The following is a 21,343-nucleotide window of genomic DNA, read 5'->3' as shown; positions in this document are numbered from 1 at the left end:
GTGAATAGAAACACGACTGTGTGGGTCTGTCGTGACGCCGATCGAGACAAGTAGCCGGGTAGTGTTGCGTCCGATGCCGACGTGTGGAAAGTCTCTATAGACACATTGAAAGCAACATAGCAGTCCTAGAAACCGCTATGTTCGGCAAGGCGCTACGTCCGCATATGCAAGCCAGCATCCCAAAACGAGCGACGGAGGGGGCAAAGAGCGACACATATGGATGCCCGCTGTGTAACTGTGGTGCGGACAGTGAAGAGGACATTTACTGCCATCTGCTGGTATCACACCGGAAGAGCGCACTTGTTGACGCACTTCTCGAAAGAGTGGACAGCGACGAGTTAGCCCGGGTTTAATTTCGGGACAGACGCCAGTATCAATTTGAGTGCTAAATAGTGTCTCCTAGAGAAATTGATGTGGCATTTGTGTCCATATTCGTCGAATTAGTATCCAGAATCTGAAATCGAGATAGAAGGCTGGAGCCGTTAGCATGGTAAATTCGACCTGGTTCGAGAGAATTGGGCCGTCCTACAGTGCATTGACTGGTATTTTTTTCGCCGGTACTGTTCATCGCTATCAATCAAGTATCGCTATATCAAATGGTGTGAGAGCGCCTCACCGACGACAGCCAATCCAGCAACGACCAGCAACGGATCGATAACATACATACACATGTTATACTATGAAGTAGGTTTATATACTAGGAGAGGGCGAAGCAACGAGCAATCATAACGACAGGGCAACAGAATAGCTCAGGAGTCGGTACGGACCGACATAGTATTTCCAGCAACACAAATATCGCAACGCGGCCACGCCGCCCGTTGTGACAGATCTGGCAACACACAGATCCGTGTTGTCGCGGTGTTTGACAGCGGTAGCTATTTTAGTGGTCTTCGATTGCGATTCCGCTATGATTCAGTTGTCACAATCCGGTGGACAGGCGGCGATGGCACCGACTTCGGTGTTATCGAGCATTCCCGTGACCCACCGGCATCAGCCGGTCGTTCCATACCGTCGAACGACGCGGCACAACGAAGGATGGGAAACGCGTAAGTATTGGGAATGAGATGAATCAAACGTATGACGCAGACGTATGAGAACTATATCGGCGGTGAGTGGACCGGGAGCGGAGAGACACAGGACGTCACGAACCCGGCAGACGAGACTGACATCGTCAGCACGGTTCCGGTGGCCTCGGCGGCGGACGCCGACGAAGCGGTCGCGGCCGCGGCAGCAGCAACGGACGAATGGGGCGGGATGCCCGGCCCGGAGCGTGGTGCGATCCTGCGTGAGACCGGTGAAATCCTGAAATCCCGGAAAGACGAGCTTGCGGAGACACTGACCCGCGAAGAGGGGAAGCCGCTCGGCGAAGCCGAAGGCGAGGTACAGCGGGCGATTGATATCTTCTATTACTACGCGGAGAAGGCCCGCGACTTCGGCGGCACCGTCAAACAGCCAAGCGGCGGTCGCGCCGGTCTGCAGACGAAGAAAGAGCCGATGGGCGTCGCGGCGCTCATCACGCCGTGGAACTACCCCATCGCGATCCCGGCCTGGAAGATTGCCCCGGCGCTTGCGGTCGGCAATACTGTCGTCATCAAGCCCGCGATGCAGGCGCCAACCGTCGGCGCGATGATCGTCGAGGCGCTGGACGAGGCTGGCATTCCGGACGGCGCCATCAACCTGGTCTGTGGCCCCGGTAGCGAGGTCGGTGAGCGACTGACCACCCATGACGATGTCGACGTGGTGTCGTTCACCGGCAGTGCCTCGGTCGGCGAACACGTCTACGAACAGGCGACGAGCAACGGGAAGCGCGCCCAGGCGGAGATGGGCGGGAAGAACCCGACTGTGGTCATGCCGAGCGCCGACGTGGACAAAGCGGCCGACATCGTTGGAGCCGGAGCCTTCGGCGGGACGGGGCAGGCCTGTACGGCGACCTCCCGGGCTATCGTCCACGAGGACGTGTACGACGAGTTCCTCGACGCCATCGTCGACTACGCCGAGTCCCTGGATATCGGAGACGGCCTCGACCGGGCCGGCATGGGTCCCCACGTCAGCGAGGACGAACTCGCGGGAAGCCTAGAGTACATCGATATCGCACAGTCGGAGGGTGCGACTCTCGAAACGGGCGGCGAGGAACTCACCGGTGGCGAGTACGACGCCGGGAACTTCATCTCGCCGGCTGTCTTCTCCGACGTCGAGCCCGACATGCGTATCGCACAGGAAGAGGTGTTCGGGCCGGTGCTCGCCGTAATTCCCGTCTCCGACTTCGACGAAGGTGTCGAGGTCGCCAACGATATCGACTACGGGCTCTCGGCCAGCATCGTGACCGACCGAATCGAGGAAGAAAACGAGTTCATCGAGCGGTCCGAGTCCGGCGTGGTTAAGGTCAACGAGAAGACGACCGGGCTGGAACTGCACGTTCCCTTCGGCGGCCTCAAGCGCTCCTCGACGAACACCTACCGCGAGCAGGGTGACGCCGGACTGGAGTTCTTCAGCTACATCAAGACGGTGTACCGCAACAGCTAATCGAGGCGGCCACTACCGCTAACTACGAAGTGGCATTTTTGTTACATAGTTTTTATGTCGTACTAATCGCTACTTCCTGTCGCTCTTGTCAACCGCAAGAGCGTGCAAAGTCATGGTCGTAGCCCAACCGACCGACGATGGTGGACCGGTCCCAGCATCGGCACTGTCTGTCCCATACAGACGTTCCACTTTCGTTTTTAGCGCCCCAGCATCCGGACCAAGCGTCACTACCGGGAAATACCACTAACCGGGCCAGTCTGAGTGCGGCGAAAAATACCCCGTGTGCACACAGCGAGTGGGGCAGAGATCTGAATCGATACTCTGTCAAACGAACCGAGGTACTCCACTCACGGCCCTTCGTTCATAATGATGGAACACCTTCCGTAACGGTTGTACTGTCGTTATTCTCGATACGGAAACCGGAGAGCGGAGACGAAGACAGACCACAAGCGGCCCGTGAGACAACATTTTCCACTCGAACTGTCGACCCGGTCGGTGTAAGCTATCTGCAGGTGAGACTATCATATCGTTCCACGATACCAAACACCTATGTCATCTGTCGGGACTAGCTTACTTAACTGGTGAACTATTATTCGCCGCTCTGGAACAGTGCAGGCTGACACGGGCGTGCCAACACAAAAGATAATATCCAGCCAGTCGATGACAGCGGCATGAACGTTGACGCGCTCACGGGAGGATTCGACCGTCGAGACTGGCAAGAACAGACAGAGACCGACGACCCAGTTCGGTTCGCGATGATCGGCGTCGGCTGGTGGACCACCGAACAGGCGATGCCCGCCGTCGACGCGGCGGAGCTCTGTGAAACGACTGTGCTGGTCAGCAGTGACCGCGAGAAAGCGGCGGACGTGGCAGCCAATTCGGAGACAGTCGAGCACGCGATCACCTACGAGGAGTTCCACGACGGGGCCGCAAGCGACGCGTACGACGCCGTCTACATCGTCACCCCGAACGCGCTCCACCTCCCGTACGTCGAGACGGCGGCAGAACTGGACAAGGCGATCCTCTGTGAGAAGCCGATGGAGGCCACCATCGAACGCGCCGAGCGAATGGTCGAGGTCTGTGAGGAACACGACGCGACGCTGATGATAGCCTATCGGATGCACACCGAGCCAGCCGTCCGGCGAGCGAAGGACCTCATCGACGAGGGGTACATCGGCGAGCCGCTGTTCGTCCACGGCAACATGACCGAACCCATTCTCGAACTCGTCCCCGACCCCGACCAGTGGCGGCTGGACGGGGAGCTGTCCGGTGGGTGTGCCGTCATGGATATCGGCATCTATCCGCTGAACACGAGCCGATTCCTGCTGGATGCCGACCCCGTGGCCGTCCGGGGAACCGTCGCATCAGTGCAGGAGGAGTTTGCGGACGTGCCCGACGAACACGGGGCGTTCCAGCTAGATTTCCCCGGCCACGCATACGCGGTGTGTACCGCCAGCCAGAACGCACATCTCGACAGCCACATCTCCGTACTCGGAACTGAGGGCAAGGTCCGCGTCGAACCGGCTTTCTACCCCTGGGACGACCGCGCGCTCCAGTTGTCTCACGAGGGGACGACGGTCGACATCGACTTCGAACAGATCGACCAGATGGAAGAGGAGTTCGAGTACTTCGCCCACTGTCTGCTGACCGGCACTGAGCCCTACGCTGACGGGGAACACGGCCTCGTCGACATCAACACGATCAAGGCCGTCTACGAGGCCTCGGAAACGGAGTCGACGGTCACACTCGACTGAATGCGGTGCGAGATTTTTTGACCCGGCCAGGCATAGTTCGGCGCATGATTCAGTCAACGTGGGATGACTGGTTCGTCCGCGACGAAATAGAAGCGACCGATCCCGGCGACGGCGTCGTGATCTGGTATCTCGGCTGTAACGGGTTCGTACTCCGCTCGCAGTCGACGACGCTGTACATCGACCCCTACTTCGGTACTGGCGATCCGCCGAACCTCATCCGTATAATTCCGGTGCCGATGGACCCCGCGGACGCGACCCAGTGTGATGCCACACTCGTCACACACGAACACATCGATCATATGCATCCGCCGTCGTACGGCCCGCTGGTCGAGGACCTCGGCGCGGATCTGTATGCGCCGTCGGCATCGTACGAGTCCCCGGACTACGACGGTGAGATGCGGGTGCCCGACGAGCAGCGCAACGAGATCACCGTCGGCGACGAGTTCGCTGTCGGCGATTTCACCGTCCACGTTACTGGGACGAACGACCCCGACGCCATCGAACCGGTGGGGTACGTCATCGAGCACGACGCCGGAACGTTCTTCCACGCCGGCGATAGCCGGCCTGCCGAGGCGTTTTCCGACGTCGGCGAGCGGTTCGACATCGACGTGGGGGCGCTGGCGTTTGGCACCGTCGGCTCTATCTACGAGCCCGATCCGGACCGCGGTGTCAGAACGAAGTGGTATATGGACGAAAACGAGATCATCGAAGCCGCGAACCAGCTCCAGCTATCCCGGTTGCTCCCCTCCCATCACGATATGTGGCAGGGCGAAGCCGGCGACCCGAAGGTGCTTCACGAGCACGCGGTGTCGTTCGACTACCCCCGAGTCATCGAGCCGCTGTACATCGGCTGTTCAGTGCGGCTGGGTGAGCCCGGGATTCGCCGTCTCAACGCGCTGGGCGACGGCTGATGGCGTCGCCGTTTCCGCCCAGCCTTTCGTTTGATGAAGCGGATATAGGTTCAAACAGCCACCCAGCGTGCTGTCGTTCGTTTGCCGCGGGATAGCTTTAATAACCCAACCCCGGAACGTCAGACAAATGTCGCCAACAATAACGAAAATCGAAAGCCGAGAGTTCGAGTACCCCCTTGAGGACGTGGGGACCGACAAGCACGGTTTCAATCTGGTCTATGCGCCGGGCGAGACAACCACGCGGAAACTATTCGGCGTACAGATCCATACCGACGAAGGAATCACGGGCGAGTACGTCGGCGGTAATTCGCCGGCAGCCGCCCAGTACAACATCGTCTCACAGTACCTCATCGGCAAAGACCCGCTGAAACGCGAGAAGCACTGGTCCGAATGCAAGCGCGCGCTCCGGAAGTACGACCGGATGGGTATCGGGCCAATCGACATCGCGCTGTGGGACTTCGCCGGCAAGTACTACGACGCGCCGATTCACGAACTGCTGGGGACCTACCGCGAGCGTATTCCCGCGTACGCATCGACCTATCACGGCGACGACGCGGGCGGGCTGGACTCGCCCGAGGCCTTCGCCGACTTCGCCGAGGAGTGCCGCGACGAGGGCTTCGGCGGCTTCAAGATCCACGGCTGGGGCGGCGGCGACGACTCTCGAAGCCTCGACCGCGAAGTCGAGGCGGTCCACGCTGTCGGCGAAGCAGTCGGCGACGAGATGGACCTGATGCACGACCCCGCCTGCGAACTGGAGACGTTCGCCGACGCGCTGGAACTGGGCCGAGCGCTCGACGAACAGGACTTCTTCTGGTACGAGGACCCGTTCCGCGACGGCGGCATCTCACAGCACGCCCACAAGAAACTGGCACAGAAACTCGACACGCCGATTCTCCAGACCGAACACATCCGCGGACTGGAAATCAAATCCGACTTCGCCGCCAGCGAGGCAACCGACTTCCTCCGAGCCGACCCAGAGTACGACGCGGGCATCACCGGCGCGATCAAGGTGGCCCGCATGGCCGAGGCGTTCGGACTGGACGTGGAGTTCCACGCGCCTGGTCCCGCCCAGCGCCACTGCATCGCCGCCTGCCGCAACTCCAACTACTACGAAATGGCGCTTGTCCACCCGGACTGCCAGAACACTCAGCCGCCGGTGTACGAGGGCGGCTACTCCGACCTGATGGACGCTGTCGATGACGACGGAACGGTCAGTGTCCCTGACGGCCCCGGTCTGGGCGTCGAGTATGACTGGGACTACATCGAGGACAACACCACCGGAAGCGTCCACGTCTACGAATAGCGGCACATAGCACATCCCATCTGTTTTGATCGCTCAGTAGCGGAAGCGCCTTGTCGCCAGCGAGGACAGGCCGCCAAACGTCGTCCTGTTGGATGTCAGGCAAATATTTATCCCGAACTCGTCCGAACGGGCAGTAGCTGATGACAGACGGAGACAGCACCTTGACCCGCCGGGAAGCGCTCCGCGCAGCCGTCGCGGTCGGAGGGTCGACAGGGCTCGCAGCCTGCCTCAATCTAGAGAGCCAGCCAACGGAGACGGGGGAGGCTAACCGTAATACCGACCGGCCAGACGGCACCGAATCGGCGGCTGAACTACCGAATCGACAGCACGCATGGAACGAGTTCTCCCGAACCGACAAGCACGGGAACCCGGTGCTCGCTCGGCATCACGTGTTGCTACTGGCTAACTATGTTGGCGACGGGCCGGTCGACGACGTAGACCGGAAGCAGGCTGCGAACGCGTTTCGCGAGCTAGAGGAGACGTATCGGTGGGCGTCTGACGGGCTGCTGTTTACTGTCGGCTACTCCCCGGCATACTTCGACCGATATGACGAGCCGCTTCCGGAATCGGTTGACCTGCCACAGCCAGCGGCACTAGCCCCCTTCGAGGACCCGTCGTTCGACACCCCTGATCTCCTCGTGCATCTGGCAAGCGACCGCGCTTCGGCGGTGATCGAGGCCAAGCAAGCGCTATTCGGTGAGTTGGAAACCGCAAACGGGAGTGAAGTCACCGAAACCATAGACGGGATAGTCGAGTTGGTCGATCGGCGGACGGGATTTATCGGTCCGGGGCTCCCGGCGGAACACGACGACGTGGACGGCGTTCCGGACGGAGCGGTCCCCGAAGATGCACCGCTGTTCATGGGTTTCAAATCGGGGTTTGTAGAGAATCAGGCAACAGAAGACAGCGTAACGATCACTGAGGGTCCGTTCGCGGGCGGCACCACGCAACACCTCTCACTGCTACGCACAGAGCTGGACCAGTGGTACAACCAAGATTCCCGGAAGCAGCGCGTCGCAAAGATGTTCTCGGCGACGCACGCAGCGGAGGATCTGGTCGAGGGTGTCGGCGACAACCTCGGTGATTCGTCGCTCGTCTCAGAGACTGGCGTCGGTGACCGAGTCAGTGACGACGCATTTGAGGAAGGCGTGGTCGGGCACGCCCAGAAGCTCGCACGTGCGCGAGACGAGAACGGCGACCCACGGCTCCTCCGACGCGACTTCGCGACGGTAGACGATGGCCGAACCGGTGTCCACTTCCTCAGTCTCCAGGAGAGCATCGCGGACTTTATTCAGACCCGGAGCGCCATGAACGGCACCGACGTTGCGAATGTCGGCGGCGTCGGCACGAAGAACAACAACGGGATACTGCAGTACATTACCACAGTTCGACGCGGGAACTACTTGCTCCCGCCCCGATCAAAGCGCTCGTTCCCCCGTCCGTCGTGACCCGACTGGACCCACAGCCCTCCCGAACGACGGCGATAGTGTGTCCCTGACAAGGTTTTATATTCTTTCCGAGAGACTAATTACTATACAGACCATGTGGCCCGGGAGAGACCCTACGCGCCGTGACTTCATCGCTACGAGCGGGGTAGCACTTGGGATGAGTGTCGCCGGCTGTGCAACGGGGGACGACGCCGCAAGCGAGACTGAGACTCCATCCGGGGCTGCACCTGGCGGGACCGAAGCAACGTCCGAGGGAACCGACGCGGGGCGGGAGAACGAGCTCCCGACAGCTACTGCGCAGGAACGCCCATTGGTACACATCCCGGCACATCAGGACGGGATGCGGATGGTCGGTATGACCGAGGTGGGGCCGTACATGGTGGCGATGTCCTATACACTGCTTCACGACTTCTGGGTACTGGCTGGCCAAGAGAAGAGTTACGTGCGGATCAACGATGGGCAGGGACTGCACCTTATGGCAACCGTGTGGGACCCGGAGTACAACCAGCGTATCCCGCTGGGTAGCCCGCCAGTCGAGGTTCGAGACGCCGCGAGCGGCGACAGTGTGGCCGAGAAGTCGCTGTGGCCGATGCTGTCCCAGCAGATGGGCCCCCACTTCGGAGACAACGTCGCGTTTCCCGACGAGGGTGAGCACACGGTGCAACTCTCGTTTGACCCGGTTTCGGCGCGGCAGTTAGGGGAGTATCGCGGGCGATTCACCGACTCGGTGGACGCCGAGTTCGACCTGCTGTTCAGAACCGACATCACGAACAACATCCGCGAGCGGTTCGTCGACGAGGCAGGGCAAGCGGGGGCGCTCGAACCGATGGAGACGAACATGAAACCCAACGGATCGCTGCCGGAAGCGACGGCGCTACCGGGAGATCACGGTGGTATCGTCGAGGGTGGGGCCGCGAAATTTGTGGTACAGGTTCTGCGCAAGGCTCCGGCGGGAATCGACAGTTCGGGCCCGTATCTCGCGGTGTCCGCTCGAACACCGTACAACCAGTATCCACTCCCGTTCATGGGCCTCCGAGCAACTGTTTCCAGCGCCGGTGAAGAGGTCCGCGAGCCACTGAAGGCAGCCATTCACCCCGAACTGGGGTACCATTACGGTGCCCCGTTCCCTGCTATCGCAATGGGTGACGAGGTGACGCTAGAGGTCGGAGCCCCGCCGCAGATCGCGCGACATCGCGGCTACCAGACTGCGTTTCTGGAGTTCGACGACATGACGCTCACACTTGGAGAGCAGTAGTCAGGGCCGTTCAGGGATACAGCGAAGAGACAATGTTTCTCACGTGAGGTGTGGCTTGGCCGTGTCACGCCAGCTACGAGCGAGATGAAACGCCGAGACGGAGCGTCAGACCAGAAAACGTCTGCTAGCGCCGAGACAGTACCGATTGGCCCAAGTGAGTCCATATCTGTGTGTTACGCTGTCGTGATGCGGCCTTCGACCGACGGCGAAATCGTTCCGTCTTCCTTGATTGCGTCCTCGACGATGACCGACAGCAGTTCGCCCTCGTTCGCGTCGATAATGCGTGGAGCATCCTGGAACATCGTGTAGCCGTCGCCGCCGGTGGCGGTGAAGCCGTTTGTTGCGACGGTGTAGGTTGCTTCGGTGTCGAGTGGCTCGCCGCCGACCGTTACCTCAGTGACGCGGTCGCCCTTCGATTTATCCGGGTCGTAGGTGTACCGCATACCGCTCACTTGCAAGAATCCACCCCCGCCAGTCGAACTGAGTTCCAGCGCCTCGACCAGCGTGTCACCGGTCACCTCGATGGTCACTTGGTTGTTTCCGAACGGGAGAACGCTGTAGACCATCCGTCTCGTGATGTCGCCTTCAGGGTAGAGTTCGTCAGTCCGAATGCCACCACCGTTCTGAATTGCGATGTCCGCATTGCCGTGGCTGCGGAGCGCATCGGCGATGTAATTCCCGAAGTTCGATTCCTCGGAACGTACAACGTCCTCGCGGGCATCGAGCGGAACGGTTGTCTCCCCGATGACGACGTCGAGTTCGTCACTGAGCTGGCTTTCGTAGTTCTGCGCAACTTCGAGCACGTCTGGGTGCGGTTCGACACGGTCCTCCTCGACCGCAGCAGCGGTGTCGTACACCGTCAGGCTGTGGTCGGTACGCTCCCCATCTTCGACGGTGAGCGTCAGTTCGCCGAGGTACTCGTACTCGTCCCCGACAAACGAAAGCACCGTGTCGTTCACGACTTGCGGCTCCTCGGAGAACTTCGCGGCGTGGTCGCCGACGATAGCGTCGATCCCGTCGACAGCCTCCGCGAGTTCGACGGCAACCGGGCTCGCCACGTGGGACAGCACGACGACGAGGTCGGCACCGTCGTCCCGCATTTCGGTCACGACCTCGTCGACGGGTTCCTCAAGGCCCGGGACATCCGTGGTCTCACCCATGGTCGTGATCGTCGGCGCTTCGACGTTGATTATGCCCGTGATACCGACCGTCACGTCGCCGGCCTCGACGAGTTCGTACTGGCTCGCTCCCTGCTCAGCACCGAACACGTCGCCCGTCTGTGTGTTGCGGGCGTTCGCGCTTACCCACTGGAACTCGCTGTCGATAATACGGTCCCGCAAAACGTCCGGCCCTCTGTCAAAGTCGTGGTTTCCGAACGTGTCGAACTCCAGCCCGCCTTCGTTGAACGCGTCGACAATGTGTTTCCCGTCGAACTGTGCGGAGAGAATGGAGGTGGCCAGATCGTCCCCGGATCCAACCTTTATCGAGTGTTCGTTATTGTCCGCAATCTGATTCATCAGGTCGAAGTAGGTGGCGATGTTCGCCGCCTCTTCGAGGTCGCCATAACTGCCGTGGACGTGGGTGTCGTGGACGAGCGTCACCTCGCCCGTTGCAGGTTCAGATTCGGTCTCGGCAGTTCCAGATGAAGTCGCGGTCTCCTGAGCGTCTTCGGATTCTTCGTCGGTCTGCTCAGTCCCGTCCTCGGTACTGGAAGAACAGCCAGCGAGACCCACAGCCCCGAGTGCAGCAGTAGCCGAGAGGAACTTCCGCCGGTCGACTGGTCTGTTCTCCGTATCGTTCTCCGTTCGGTCCGCTGAAGGGGTTTCTACGTCATCTTTGTTGCTTCGTGCCACAGTACCCATTAGATTGAACTTTTATATAAAATGTTTGCCGGGATCGATCTCGATAAGCGTCCGACAATCGATCGACACAGACGCTGGTGCGGGACTCTGGCGCAAAATGAGCAACAGAAGTTGTGCCATATTTCACCCAGTCGGCAATGGCACAGTAGAGGAGTCGGACACGCGTGATAAAACGGTTCAGTCGCCTGTGTTTCCGTGGTCTGGTTTCGATGTAGTTTCACATCGCTCTAAGAGGAATTTATACTAGCAAAACCGCACAGCAAGCAGCTGTTACTGTGTCGCGTAGGCCTGAAGCCCCGTTTCAAGGACATCCCGATAACGGGCCACATCGATGTCAACAGCGACACGACTGTTAGGGTCGTTGTCGGTCGTGCCGTGCTCGTCGCAGATGACGGCCCCGTGGCAGGGGCCGCCGGTCGTGTCGACCTCGAGGTAGTACTCCTCGAAGGTGAGTACCGAGTCGTCGACGAGGTCGGCGACGACAGCGGCGTCGTGGATAGCCGGCGCGTCGGCCAGCGGGTAGGTCCCGGAGTCGGGCCGGTAGTCGAGCCACTCAGCCACGGTCGCTCGGACGCCACCAGCCGTGCGGAACTCCTCGATGAACTCGGAAGAGACGGTGGCGCGGTTGGTCACATCCAGCCCGACCATCCGCGTGTTGGCGTCCTGCAGGACGCGGCTGGCCGCCGCAGGGTCGTTGTGGAAGTTGGCCTCGGCCATCGGCGTCACGTTCCCGGTCGTCATCGCCGCCCCGCCCATGAGATAGATGTCCTCGACGAGGTCGGGTAACCGGGGCTCCTTGGCCAGTGCGAGTGCCAGATTCGGAAGCGGACCGACGGCCGCGATCGTCAGTTCGTCCCCGTACTCGTAAGCGGCTTCGATGATTGCGTCGGCCCCGTGGATGTCCCGTGTATCGCCGTCGGCGTCGGGGATATCGCCGCGGAGTCCGTTCTCACCGTGAATCCACTCGGCGGTCGTGAGGTCGTCGACGAGCGGGCGGCCACAGCCCCGGGATACCGGAACGTCGTAGCCCCCGATATCCAGTATTGCGTGGGCGTTTCGCGTCGTGTTCTCGATAGTCGTGTTCCCACAGACAGTCGAAAGACCGACAACGTCGATTGCATCGTGACCGAGCGCCATCGCCAGCATGACCGCGTCGTCGCAACCAGGGTCGGTATCGAAGAAGATTTTCCGTGACATACCTTCGGAATTCCGCCCACCAGGTCTTAAAAGCTGGTACGTCCCAGTCGTGACACGGCAGCCCCGCTGTAGACAGACCGCAGTATTCTGTGGGAATCTGTTGGGCTGTCGTCGCTACCACAATCAGTGTGTCGGAATGTGTGGCCGACAGATCCGGTGTGTCCGTCAACGCCGTCTTATACTGGCCAAGCGGTGTGATAGCAGGGGACAGTAAGAAGTAGGTCCATCCCCAGAGCCGAAATCCGAGCCACGGTTCGCAGGGACGAGGCGAAGTCGATTATTCGTTACGGAGAACAGTCAGTATCCGGAAACAGTGCGTCTATGATAAATTTTAACTATATAGTCACAATACTGTACAGAAAGTGATGAATAGAAATCACATACGGCCAGTACTACTCAGCGTACTACTCGTTTTGTCGGTTGTCAGCACCGGCTTCCTCGGAAGCGCCGCTGCTGCACCGAGCGAACAAAACGAGCTGGCAACGGCGAACAGTCAGACAGCAACACAGACGGCCTCGGGTGGTGGGGCGACCTGTCAGCTGGACCGTAGCTGTCCAGTCCCTGACAATTCAGTCGATCTCAACAACAGCGGTGCCGGGGTCGACGTGTTGATCGACGGGAGTCATCAGGGCTCGACGTTCACGAAGTTCGCAAACCGACTCAGCGAACGCGGGTACGACGTCGACACGAAACGGTCGACGTCAGGCGGGCTAACCTCGTGGAACAGTTCGGCCGCGAACGGGCTGTCGGACTACGACGTAGTCATCATTCCCGTCCCCCAGACAGCCTATAGCGAGGCCGAACAGGAGGCGATCGACGAGTACGTCAGAAACGGCGGCAGCCTGTTCGTCGTCGGGGAGTGGACCTCACCACTGCAGGGCCACGCCGGCAAGCTCAACGACATTACCGACCCGTACGGACTCCACTTCAACGGCGAGAGCGACAAGTGGCTCCGGAACATTCAGGACCCGACCAACAAGACAGTCGAAGACTACGAGTGGCGAGTTGTGCTCCACAACACGGGCCAGCATCCCATAATGAACAACGTCGACACCGTGGAGTACGACGGTGTCAGTCTCAACGTCACCGACACGGAAAACGGGACGCAAGCCCCGTTGCTGTACGGTGACAGCGATACCTACGAGTACACCTACTCCACGACAGAGAAAGAGTACCCTCGTGGCGAGCGCATCGTCGGTGCAGCCGCGACGTGGGACATCGGTAACAACGGCCGCGTCGTCGCCTTCGGCAGCCAGAAGTCGGTCACGACGTATCTCACCGACGAGTGGCAGGCCGAACACCAGCAGACCGATACGCGGCCGTTCCTCTTCCGGACGGTGAAGTGGCTGGCCTCGTCGGGCCACGTCGAGCGACCGGACAAGCCGGTCGCTGTCACCGGCGAGCGAGTCAAGGGCGGCGAGACGCCGGCGAACGAGACGATCGTCCTGAAAAACAGCGAAGTCGCCGCCGCCATCGGCACCGAGACGAACGGTCCCTTCGGCACGCTGCCGGGCGGTATCTACGACGCCAACGCGTACGGGCTGACGACCGACCAGATCGGCGTCGCCGAGTTCGCGTTCAACAACTTCGGGACGTGGCCGGACTACGAGTCCTTCGAGCGCCAGAACGCCACCGGTCCGAACGGCGCAGCAGTCGTCACCGCGACTGGTCACGTCAGTACGAACCCGAACGTGTCCGTCACGACGACGTACACGCTACCGGCTAACTCCAGCCACATCTGGATCAACACCACGATGGAGAACGGCGGCGACCAGCGCCTCCCGGTCAACGATTCCGAGCGCCTCCAGAGCGGGGCCGCACTGAGTTCCGAGGGGCAGTCGACCTGGCTCCCCGGTTCGGGGACAGTCGAGGAGACGCGCTCGCCGCCAGTGAGTGCCGACACGCTCGACCAGCCCTGGGCTGCGCTCACCGGTGACCGCGTGAGCTACGGTGTCTGGGGCGGGAACGGCTCCTTCACCTCGTACACGGGTTCCACGACCTGGGTTGACCCGTGGCTCGAACACCGCCTCGATCCCGGCGAAACGCGGTCGGCGGAGTTCGCCTTCTTCGTCGGCGAGGACGGTTCAAGTAGCGCGACCAGCGAGTACTACAACAAGCAGCAGGGAACCGAGACGGGGACGGTGACCGGCAGTATCGAGAGTACGGACAACGAGTCCGTCTCACAGGCCACAGTCACCGCCTCGAAAGGCGACCGTGCGTTCACCTACACCGTCGGATCGGAGACCGGAACGTACGAACTCGAACTCCCCGCCGGCGAGTACACGCTGACGGCCGATGCCAGCGGGTTTGCGGCATCAGAGCCCAAGTCCGTAACCGTTAGTGGCGGCGAAACGGCCACCGCCGACTTCGACTCGCTGGAGGGGCCGGCTCCCGTCAACGTCACTGCAACGATAGACGACGAGGGCGAGGTCAGGCCCGCCGACGCCCGGATTACGGTGCTCGACGACGGCACCGCGGTCCAGACCGTCTACACACAGACGACGCCGGCCGGGACGGCCTCGTTCCAGCTCCCGCCCGGTAACTACACGCTGGTGTTCAACCACGGGACGGGCTACATCGCCGAACCGGTCGAGAAGAACATCTCGGTGACGCCCGGCGAGGCAGTCAGCGTCAACGCGACGTTCACCGAGGAACTGGACCCCAGCGAACGCGACTGGGTCGGCATCGACCCCCACGCCCACAGCAGCGTCAGCTTCGACGGCAAGACGCCAATCGACAACTTCGTCGCCATCCAGAAATCGGCGGGCGTCGATGCGGTGTTCATCTCCGACCACAACGCCATCGGCGGCTGGGGGTCGATGCAGTCACAGGCACAGGAGCGCGAGATCATGTTCGTCCGGAGTGAGGAGATCACCACCGGTGACCTGGGGCACTTCAACCCCTATCCGCTGCACGGCGAGGAGATGATCGACTCCGACGGGACCCTCGTGGAGTTCATCGAGGAGTCCCGCAGCCGACACAACGCGACGGTGTTCCAGATCAACCATCCGGGTGACCGCTTCGTCAGCCTCGACAGCGCGCCCGGCCAGCACGAGGAGTACCTCCCGATGGTCGACGCCATCGAGGCGTACAACGGTCCGTACGGCGAGTCCGACGCCGCGAGCGTTCAGGGGCTGTTTACCCTCTGGAACAATGGCTACGATATCACGGCGACCGGGGTCAGCGACGACCACTGTTCGCAGTGCTTCCCGGCGAAATACGGGAGCGCCCGCACCCGTGCATACGTCGAGGGGACCGTCACGCCCGAGAAGTGGGCCCAGTCAGTGAAGGACGGGCACACGTACGCGACGTACGGTCCAGCCGTCGATTTCACCGTCGACGACAGGATGCCCGGCGAAACCGTGAACACGACCGCCGGGTCGTCCGTGGAGGCGTCCGCAACGGTCCGGAACCTCGACGAACTAGCCTACGCCGAGGTCATCCGGAACGGCACGACCGTCTCGAACGTCACGCTCGACGGCACAAACGACACCATGAGCACCGACGTTGACATCGACGGGAACGCCTGGGTCGCCTTCCGCGTCGTCGACGAGGACGGCGACCGGGCGCTGACCAGCCCGGTCTGGATTTCGGCCGAGCAGGGAGCCGAATCCGGAACGGACGGCAACGGCGAATCCGGCGGTGCCACGGCGACCGCCACGCCAGACACTGAGGACGGGTCGGCGGGAACGATGGCCGATGATACTGCAACCGCGGAGTCGGAGACGAGCGCCGCGTCCGGACCCGGGTTCACCGCCGTCGTCACGCTGCTCGCGCTCGTCGGCGCAGCGCTGCTTGCAACGCGACGGAGGCCCTGAGCCATGGCAGACACCAGCCAGCGACGGAGTCGGCGTGGGTTCCTCGGAACCCTCGCGCTGGCTGCGGTGACCAGCGCTGGCTGTAGCAGCCTCGGCGGTACCCAGAACGGCCAGCCGGGCGATACCGGAGCCGGCGGCTCGACGGTAACACCCGAGGCGAGTGACACGCCCGCACAGGCAGACGATAGGGCGCATCACAACGGAGCGAACGGCCACACGCACACAGACGGCGGTCACGACCACGGCGATGGACACAGCCACGACGGTAGCGACGACGAAGCCGATATCGCTGCCGACACCGAACTCGCCGCGTTCGAGTCCAATCTGCGGAAGTGGTTCGTCGATATCGATTCCCTCGCCGTCGAAGATAGCCGAATCAGGCTGACCTACGTCACCAAGAGCACGCGCAGCCACGAACTCGCGGCCGGCATCGAAACGGTCGTCGTCTCGTTCATCCAGGCGTACACGGACGACTGGGGGGTCGAGGGCCTCGATGCGGAGGTAATCGAGCCGTCCGGGGACGTCATGGGCTACTGGCGAACTGAATCGCGGTGGGTCGAACCGGTCGTCGAGGGCCACGAGACGCGGACCGCGCTGCTCGAACGGACACTCGACACGTACCACGGCCGCCTCACTCGCGATCACGACCACGCTGGAACCGACCACAGCGGGAACGAAAGCACTCACCAGCATAACGGAACCGAGCACGCAGACCACTGACGGCGGTAGTGTAGTCACTGCCGTCGTCGCCGTTCTGGGCGCGAAATGTGAGACGATTCGGTTCGAAAAGAGCCGTGTCGTTGCTCAGACCTTCAGCAGCGACAGCAGGCTGACGCCAACGTCGAAGTACTCGATGAGGCGATAGCCGACGAGGATTCCAAGGATTCCCATGACACCGGCGAGGTTCGGTGGGGCCGGAATTGGAACATCCAGCAGTCCGAACACGACACCGGTAGCGACGCCGGTCATCGTCGCGACGATAACAAGTGAGAGATTCATCGGTCGGTCACCACTGTCCTGCAGCGAGGACCCACGCAGTCGCGTGTCGGAGCGACCTGAGAGCGGCCGATGGGTGTGTTTGAAGTGTGTGCCATTGGTGGCATAAAGAACGGATTCAAGCGGTAAGTATGCTCCTCATCGAGCCAGCAGTGGTGAATAGTAACACACACCAACCAAAGTAAATCTATAGCACCCAGAAGTACATCCAAATATCCGAGTCAATCGAAGTTTGGCAGTCTTATTCTCGTATTACTCAATGATATCCCGCCATATAAGAATATAACATAGCAAGAGAGAGCAGAACGAGAATAAACGGCGCACTGTGTAAACAAATAGTCCCTAAAGAAGCAGAGTACAGAAAAGACGCACACAAATTGATGGGGTCCGAGCAGACCAACCACGACCAGAATAGCCTCCGGGAGGCTGGCGTTTATAACCAAGCCACGGGAAGTGATGACGATGCAAGCCGTTCAGTTCGACAGTCACGGCGACCGTGATGTACTCGAGTATGGCGAGTTTCCCGACCCCGAACCGGGCCGCGACGAGGTGGTCATCGACGTGAAGGCGGCCGCGCTGAACCACCTCGACATCTGGACCCGGCGCGGGCTTCCCGGCATCGACCTCGATATGCCACACATCCCGGGCAGTGACGCCGCGGGTGTCGTCGACGAGGTCGGCGACGGCGTCTCGCGATTCGAACCGGGCGACCGCGTCGCCGTCCTCGCCGGCAAAAGCGGCGGGGGCGACGAGTTCAGTCGAAAGGGTGACCAGACACTCGCGCCGGATTTCCACATCATCGGCGAACACGTCCGGGGCGTCCACAGCGAGTACGCCGCCGTGCCGGCGGAGAACCTCACACCGGTCCCGGAGGGCGTCGACTGGGAGACAGCCGCCGCGTCGCCGCTGGTGTTCCAGACCGCCTGGCGGATGCTACGCGACCGTGGCGACCTGAAGGCCGGCGAGTCCGTCCTCGTCCTCGGTGCCTCCGGGGGCGTGGGCCACGCCGCCGTCCAGATCGCCGACCACGCCGGCGCTGAGGTGTTCGCGACCGCCAGCAGTCAGGAGAAGCTCGACTACGCCGAGGAACTGGGCGCGGACCACACGATCAACTACGAGGAGACGGACTTCGCGGGCGAGATCCGGGACCTGACTGACGGCCGCGGCGTCGACATGGTCGTCGACCATATCGGCGCACAGACCTGGCAGGACTCGCTCAAGAGCCTCGTCAAGGGCGGCCGGGTCGTCACCTGCGGCGCGACCACCGGCGGCAATCCGGAGACAGACATCAACCGCATCTTCTGGAACCAGTTGCAGGTCATCGGCTCGACGATGGCTACCCCGGGACAGGCCGACGAAGTGCTGGACTTGGTCTGGCAAGGGGAGATGGAACCGCGAGTCCGCGAGACGCTGCCGATGAGCGAGATCGCGCGGGCACACGAGATAATCGAGGACCGCGAAGGCTTCGGGAAGGTCGTGGTCGTTCCGGACAGCGAGCTGTAGGTCCGCCCTCGCGTTTTTGTCGTTACTCTGTTCCGAACCGAGCTGTCGCGAACTGCTCGAAAGGGGCCGAGTACTGCATCAGCATCGTTCCGAGAATACTCATCAGAAGGACGTAAGCGACGGTAAACGAGTAGACAGCGTTGGCCAGCTCTGTCGACAGCGACGTGCCTGCGCCGGTCAACGCAACGGCGGCGATAATCAGGGAGAACTCGCCGCGAGTGACCATGCCGAGGCCGACACGCATCGACCGACGGGGGTCGAGGTCGTATACGCGGCCGCCCAGATAGCCCGACAGGATCTTCGTCGGCGTCGTGACGACGACAGCGGCGGCGACCAGCCCCGCGACGCTTGCGAACAGTCGGGGGTCGGTCTCGACGCCGATCCAGAAGAAAAACACCGCCGCGAACGTGTCGCGGACGGGCTCCAGCAGGTTCTCCAGTTTGTGCGTGTGCGTTGTCGAAGCGAAGGCCATCCCGACGAAGAACGCGGCGACGGCTTCGCTGACGCCGATAGCGAGGGCGATACCGGAAATGAGGACCGTGATGCCGACGGCTCGTATCACTGTGAACTCGTTCGAGTTCGTTTCTAAGGCCCGCTCGAACCACGGCGTCCCGTAGCGGGCTAGGAGCAGGAGCGCGACGATGAACGATAGCGCGACGCCGACAGAGGTCGCGGCGGCCCCCACGTCGGACCCGCCAGCGACGAGCGCGGCGGCTATCGTGAGATACACTGCGATGACCAGGTCCTCGAACACGAGCGTTCCGAGCAACGGGTCCGCCTCGTCGTTGGCGATCCAGCCGAGGTCGATGAGCGACTTCGTGATGATGGCCGAGGAGGAGATGTAGACGATACCGGCGATAAGGAAGGCCGCGAGCGGGTCCCGGAACAGCGCGAACCCGAGCAGGAGACCGGCACCGAAGTTGATGCCCAGATCGAGAGCCCCCGCTCTGGTGATGCGCTCCCAGCGGTCCAGCAGCCGGTCGAGATTGAACTCCAGTCCGAGGAAAAACAGCAGGAAGACGATACCCAGCTCCGCGCCGAGTTCGATGAACTCGGAGGATTCGACGACTGGGAGGCCGTAGCCGGCGACGGCGAACTGCCCCGCGACAGACGGCGACAGCAGCATCCCGATGATAATGTACAACGGGATCACCGACTTGTTCAGCCACACGGCGCCGAGCGTGGCGGCTGCGACGGCGGCGAACAACACACCGATACCGAGCAGGTCAGCCACAGCGGCGGCCCCCCGGCGACTCGGTTCGAGTCATCTACAGGTTTCCGGCCAGAAGTTTCTCGAACGACTCGCAGTTGTCGCGTTCGCCGATAACGACGACAGTGTCGCCAGCCTCGATTTCGACGGTCGACGTGGGGCCGGAGATGACGTCGTCATCGCGCTGTATCGCGACGACGGTGACGCCGGTCCGCTGTCCGACGTTCGCACCGGCCAGCGTCTCGCCGACCAGCGGCGAGTCGCTCTCGACCGCGTACCACTCAAGCAGCGTCCCTTCCGACAGCATCGTCTCGACGTGGCTGGATTCGACCGGCTGGAAGTACGCGCCTTCGAGTATCGTGCCGACCATCCGCGCCATCCGGTCGGAGAGTTCGAGGAGTTTCTCGGAGTCGGCGTCCTCGTCCTCTTTGAGGTATAGTTCGCGCGTACCCGTGTTGTGCGTCACGACTACCAGTTGCTGCCCGCCACCGATGTTCACCTCGTGTTTCTTCCCTACACCAGGCAGGTCGGTCTCTGTCACGTCCATAGCCCGGGATTGCGCTGGACTGCGTATAAGCCCCTGTGCCCATGACGACGGATAGCAGGTCGTCGGCACCCGAAAGGCGGGACCCAAAGGTATTAGTGGGTTCCTGCCAACGTTCAGGCAAGCCAACTTTCGCTAAAACAACTCAACTTGTTTTAGCGTTGGGAGCTACCAATGCCACACGACACACTCCTGCTCATCGGTCGGGACACGTCACGCGCTACGCCCTACGAGACACACGCTCGCCGGTTGCGCGAGCGCGGGGTAGCAACCGACGTGACGGTGCTGACCTACGACCACGAGCCCCGTCGGGAGTTACGCGACGAACTGGTAGCCATCGACGCCGACCGCGTGTTCGCGCTGCCGATGACCGTCGCGCACGACCACGCGACAGTCACGGACGTGCCGGCGGTACTCGACGAGGTCGACGCCGAGATGCACTACTGTGAACCAGTCGGCCGAAGTCCGCTGTTGACCGAAGCGCTCCGGGACCGCGCCGCTGCTGCAGTCCCGGAGGCCGCCGACTCCTCTGTCGCACTCGTCGCCTTCGGCTCCAGCGGCAAGCCGTACCAGCGTCAGGTGACGGAGTACCACGCCGAGCGCCTGCGCGAGCGCTCGGCCTTCGGCGAGGTCGAACCGTGCTATCTGCTCCAGAACCCCGCCGTCGAATGTGTCAGGTACAACCTCACCCACGACCACGCCGTCGCCGTACCGCTCTTTCTCGCTCCGAGCGACGCGACGGAGACACAGATTCCCGCCAAGCTCGACCTCGGCAGAGGCGGACTCGCCTACACTGACACGCTGGACGACCACCCGCTTGTCACCGAAGCCATTGCAACCGCCGTCGAGACGGCACGGACGATGGCAGACACACGTACCCCACAGACCTTCGAGGCGACGCTGGCTGCCACAAACCGGCCGATGGCGACCGACGGCGAGGGCGATTAGGGCTGTCGCGGCGGCAGAACCGGGAGCGACGAACGAGAGGAAGCGATTTGTACCCACGGTACGTTCTGACA

Annotated in this window: 15 protein-coding genes; 10 read left to right on the top strand and 5 right to left on the bottom strand. The window is 61.8% G+C overall.

Annotated elements, in window-relative coordinates; translation table 11 throughout:
• Positions 1-1,077 precede the first annotated feature (1,077 nt).
• The 6 genes from xacF to ACYJ11_RS08175 all read left to right on the top strand — a co-directional run bounded on the left by xacF (position 1,078) and on the right by ACYJ11_RS08175 (position 9,194).
• The gene (gene xacF, locus ACYJ11_RS08200) at positions 1,078-2,523 is read left to right on the top strand and encodes a 2,5-dioxovalerate dehydrogenase (RefSeq protein ID WP_461647426.1); all 1,446 of its coding nucleotides are present in this window, start codon (positions 1,078-1,080) and stop codon (positions 2,521-2,523) included.
• Positions 2,524-3,194: 671 nt separating this feature from the next.
• The gene (gfo6, locus tag ACYJ11_RS08195) at positions 3,195-4,277 is read left to right on the top strand and encodes a D-xylose 1-dehydrogenase Gfo6 (RefSeq protein WP_461647425.1); all 1,083 of its coding nucleotides are present in this window, start codon (positions 3,195-3,197) and stop codon (positions 4,275-4,277) included.
• Positions 4,278-4,321: 44 nt separating this feature from the next.
• A complete protein-coding gene (locus tag ACYJ11_RS08190) occupies positions 4,322-5,188 on the top strand; it encodes an MBL fold metallo-hydrolase (RefSeq protein WP_461647424.1) in 867 nt (288 codons plus the stop codon).
• 127 nt (positions 5,189-5,315) lie between these two features.
• Positions 5,316-6,491 carry a mandelate racemase family protein gene (locus tag ACYJ11_RS08185; protein ID WP_461647423.1) on the top strand — a complete coding sequence of 392 codons (1,176 nt, stop codon included), beginning with the start codon at positions 5,316-5,318 and terminating at the stop codon, positions 6,489-6,491.
• A gap of 140 nt (positions 6,492-6,631) precedes the next feature.
• Positions 6,632-7,939: a DUF7405 family protein gene (locus tag ACYJ11_RS08180; protein ID WP_461647422.1), complete on the top strand. Its 1,308-nt coding sequence runs from the start codon at positions 6,632-6,634 to the stop codon at positions 7,937-7,939.
• A gap of 94 nt (positions 7,940-8,033) precedes the next feature.
• A complete protein-coding gene (locus ACYJ11_RS08175) occupies positions 8,034-9,194 on the top strand; it encodes a DUF7350 domain-containing protein (RefSeq protein WP_461647421.1) in 1,161 nt (386 codons plus the stop codon).
• Positions 9,195-9,367: 173 nt separating this feature from the next.
• Here the strand turns inward: ACYJ11_RS08175 and ACYJ11_RS08170 are convergent, their stop codons facing one another.
• Both ACYJ11_RS08170 and ACYJ11_RS08165 read right to left on the bottom strand, forming a co-directional pair.
• The gene (locus tag ACYJ11_RS08170; protein WP_461647420.1) at positions 9,368-11,056 is read right to left on the bottom strand and encodes a bifunctional metallophosphatase/5'-nucleotidase; all 1,689 of its coding nucleotides are present in this window, start codon (positions 11,054-11,056) and stop codon (positions 9,368-9,370) included.
• Between the two features lie 270 nt (positions 11,057-11,326).
• Positions 11,327-12,253: a nucleoside hydrolase gene (locus ACYJ11_RS08165; RefSeq protein WP_461647419.1), complete on the bottom strand. Its 927-nt coding sequence runs from the start codon at positions 12,251-12,253 to the stop codon at positions 11,327-11,329.
• A 365-nt stretch (positions 12,254-12,618) separates the two neighbouring features.
• Between ACYJ11_RS08165 and ACYJ11_RS08160 the strand changes: the two genes are divergently transcribed.
• Together ACYJ11_RS08160 and ACYJ11_RS08155 are read left to right on the top strand one after the other, a co-directional pair.
• Positions 12,619-16,071, top strand: a complete 3,453-nt coding sequence (locus tag ACYJ11_RS08160; RefSeq protein WP_461647418.1) for a CehA/McbA family metallohydrolase — start codon at positions 12,619-12,621, stop codon at positions 16,069-16,071.
• 3 nt (positions 16,072-16,074) lie between these two features.
• Positions 16,075-16,791: a hypothetical protein gene (locus tag ACYJ11_RS08155; RefSeq protein ID WP_461647417.1), complete on the top strand. Its 717-nt coding sequence runs from the start codon at positions 16,075-16,077 to the stop codon at positions 16,789-16,791.
• A gap of 84 nt (positions 16,792-16,875) precedes the next feature.
• On the opposite strand, the gene ACYJ11_RS08150 is transcribed toward ACYJ11_RS08155, so the two are convergent.
• Positions 16,876-17,070 carry a XapX domain-containing protein gene (locus tag ACYJ11_RS08150; RefSeq protein WP_004518274.1) on the bottom strand — a complete coding sequence of 65 codons (195 nt, stop codon included), beginning with the start codon at positions 17,068-17,070 and terminating at the stop codon, positions 16,876-16,878.
• Between the two features lie 459 nt (positions 17,071-17,529).
• Between ACYJ11_RS08150 and ACYJ11_RS08145 the strand changes: the two genes are divergently transcribed.
• Positions 17,530-18,570, top strand: a complete 1,041-nt coding sequence (locus tag ACYJ11_RS08145) for a zinc-binding dehydrogenase (RefSeq protein ID WP_170097701.1) — start codon at positions 17,530-17,532, stop codon at positions 18,568-18,570.
• A gap of 22 nt (positions 18,571-18,592) precedes the next feature.
• On the opposite strand, the gene ACYJ11_RS08140 is transcribed toward ACYJ11_RS08145, so the two are convergent.
• Positions 18,593-19,804, bottom strand: coding sequence for a cation:proton antiporter domain-containing protein (locus tag ACYJ11_RS08140; RefSeq protein ID WP_170097702.1), 1,212 nt, complete (start codon positions 19,802-19,804; stop codon positions 18,593-18,595).
• 34 nt (positions 19,805-19,838) lie between these two features.
• The gene (locus ACYJ11_RS08135) at positions 19,839-20,327 is read right to left on the bottom strand and encodes a cation:proton antiporter regulatory subunit (protein WP_461647416.1); all 489 of its coding nucleotides are present in this window, start codon (positions 20,325-20,327) and stop codon (positions 19,839-19,841) included.
• A 171-nt stretch (positions 20,328-20,498) separates the two neighbouring features.
• Between ACYJ11_RS08135 and ACYJ11_RS08130 the strand changes: the two genes are divergently transcribed.
• On the top strand, positions 20,499-21,272 hold the full coding sequence (locus tag ACYJ11_RS08130; RefSeq protein WP_461647415.1) for a CbiX/SirB N-terminal domain-containing protein: 774 nt from the start codon (positions 20,499-20,501) through the stop codon (positions 21,270-21,272).
• The last annotated feature ends 71 nt before the right edge of the window (positions 21,273-21,343 follow it).

The sequence above is a fragment of the Haloarcula sp. H-GB5 genome (assembly GCF_054850705.1).
This window is presented reverse-complemented; position numbering and strand designations above follow the sequence as displayed.

Coding starts and splice junctions, on each gene's coding strand:
- xacF (WP_461647426.1), top strand. CDS start 1,078: ATGACGCAGACGTATGAGAACTATATCGGCGGTGAGTGGACCGGGAGC.
- gfo6 (WP_461647425.1), top strand. CDS start 3,195: ATGAACGTTGACGCGCTCACGGGAGGATTCGACCGTCGAGACTGGCAA.
- ACYJ11_RS08190 (WP_461647424.1), top strand. CDS start 4,322: ATGATTCAGTCAACGTGGGATGACTGGTTCGTCCGCGACGAAATAGAA.
- ACYJ11_RS08185 (WP_461647423.1), top strand. CDS start 5,316: ATGTCGCCAACAATAACGAAAATCGAAAGCCGAGAGTTCGAGTACCCC.
- ACYJ11_RS08180 (WP_461647422.1), top strand. CDS start 6,632: ATGACAGACGGAGACAGCACCTTGACCCGCCGGGAAGCGCTCCGCGCA.
- ACYJ11_RS08175 (WP_461647421.1), top strand. CDS start 8,034: ATGTGGCCCGGGAGAGACCCTACGCGCCGTGACTTCATCGCTACGAGC.
- ACYJ11_RS08170 (WP_461647420.1), bottom strand. CDS start 11,056: ATGGGTACTGTGGCACGAAGCAACAAAGATGACGTAGAAACCCCTTCA.
- ACYJ11_RS08165 (WP_461647419.1), bottom strand. CDS start 12,253: ATGTCACGGAAAATCTTCTTCGATACCGACCCTGGTTGCGACGACGCG.
- ACYJ11_RS08160 (WP_461647418.1), top strand. CDS start 12,619: ATGAATAGAAATCACATACGGCCAGTACTACTCAGCGTACTACTCGTT.
- ACYJ11_RS08155 (WP_461647417.1), top strand. CDS start 16,075: ATGGCAGACACCAGCCAGCGACGGAGTCGGCGTGGGTTCCTCGGAACC.
- ACYJ11_RS08150 (WP_004518274.1), bottom strand. CDS start 17,070: ATGAATCTCTCACTTGTTATCGTCGCGACGATGACCGGCGTCGCTACC.
- ACYJ11_RS08145 (WP_170097701.1), top strand. CDS start 17,530: ATGCAAGCCGTTCAGTTCGACAGTCACGGCGACCGTGATGTACTCGAG.
- ACYJ11_RS08135 (WP_461647416.1), bottom strand. CDS start 20,327: ATGGACGTGACAGAGACCGACCTGCCTGGTGTAGGGAAGAAACACGAG.
- ACYJ11_RS08130 (WP_461647415.1), top strand. CDS start 20,499: ATGCCACACGACACACTCCTGCTCATCGGTCGGGACACGTCACGCGCT.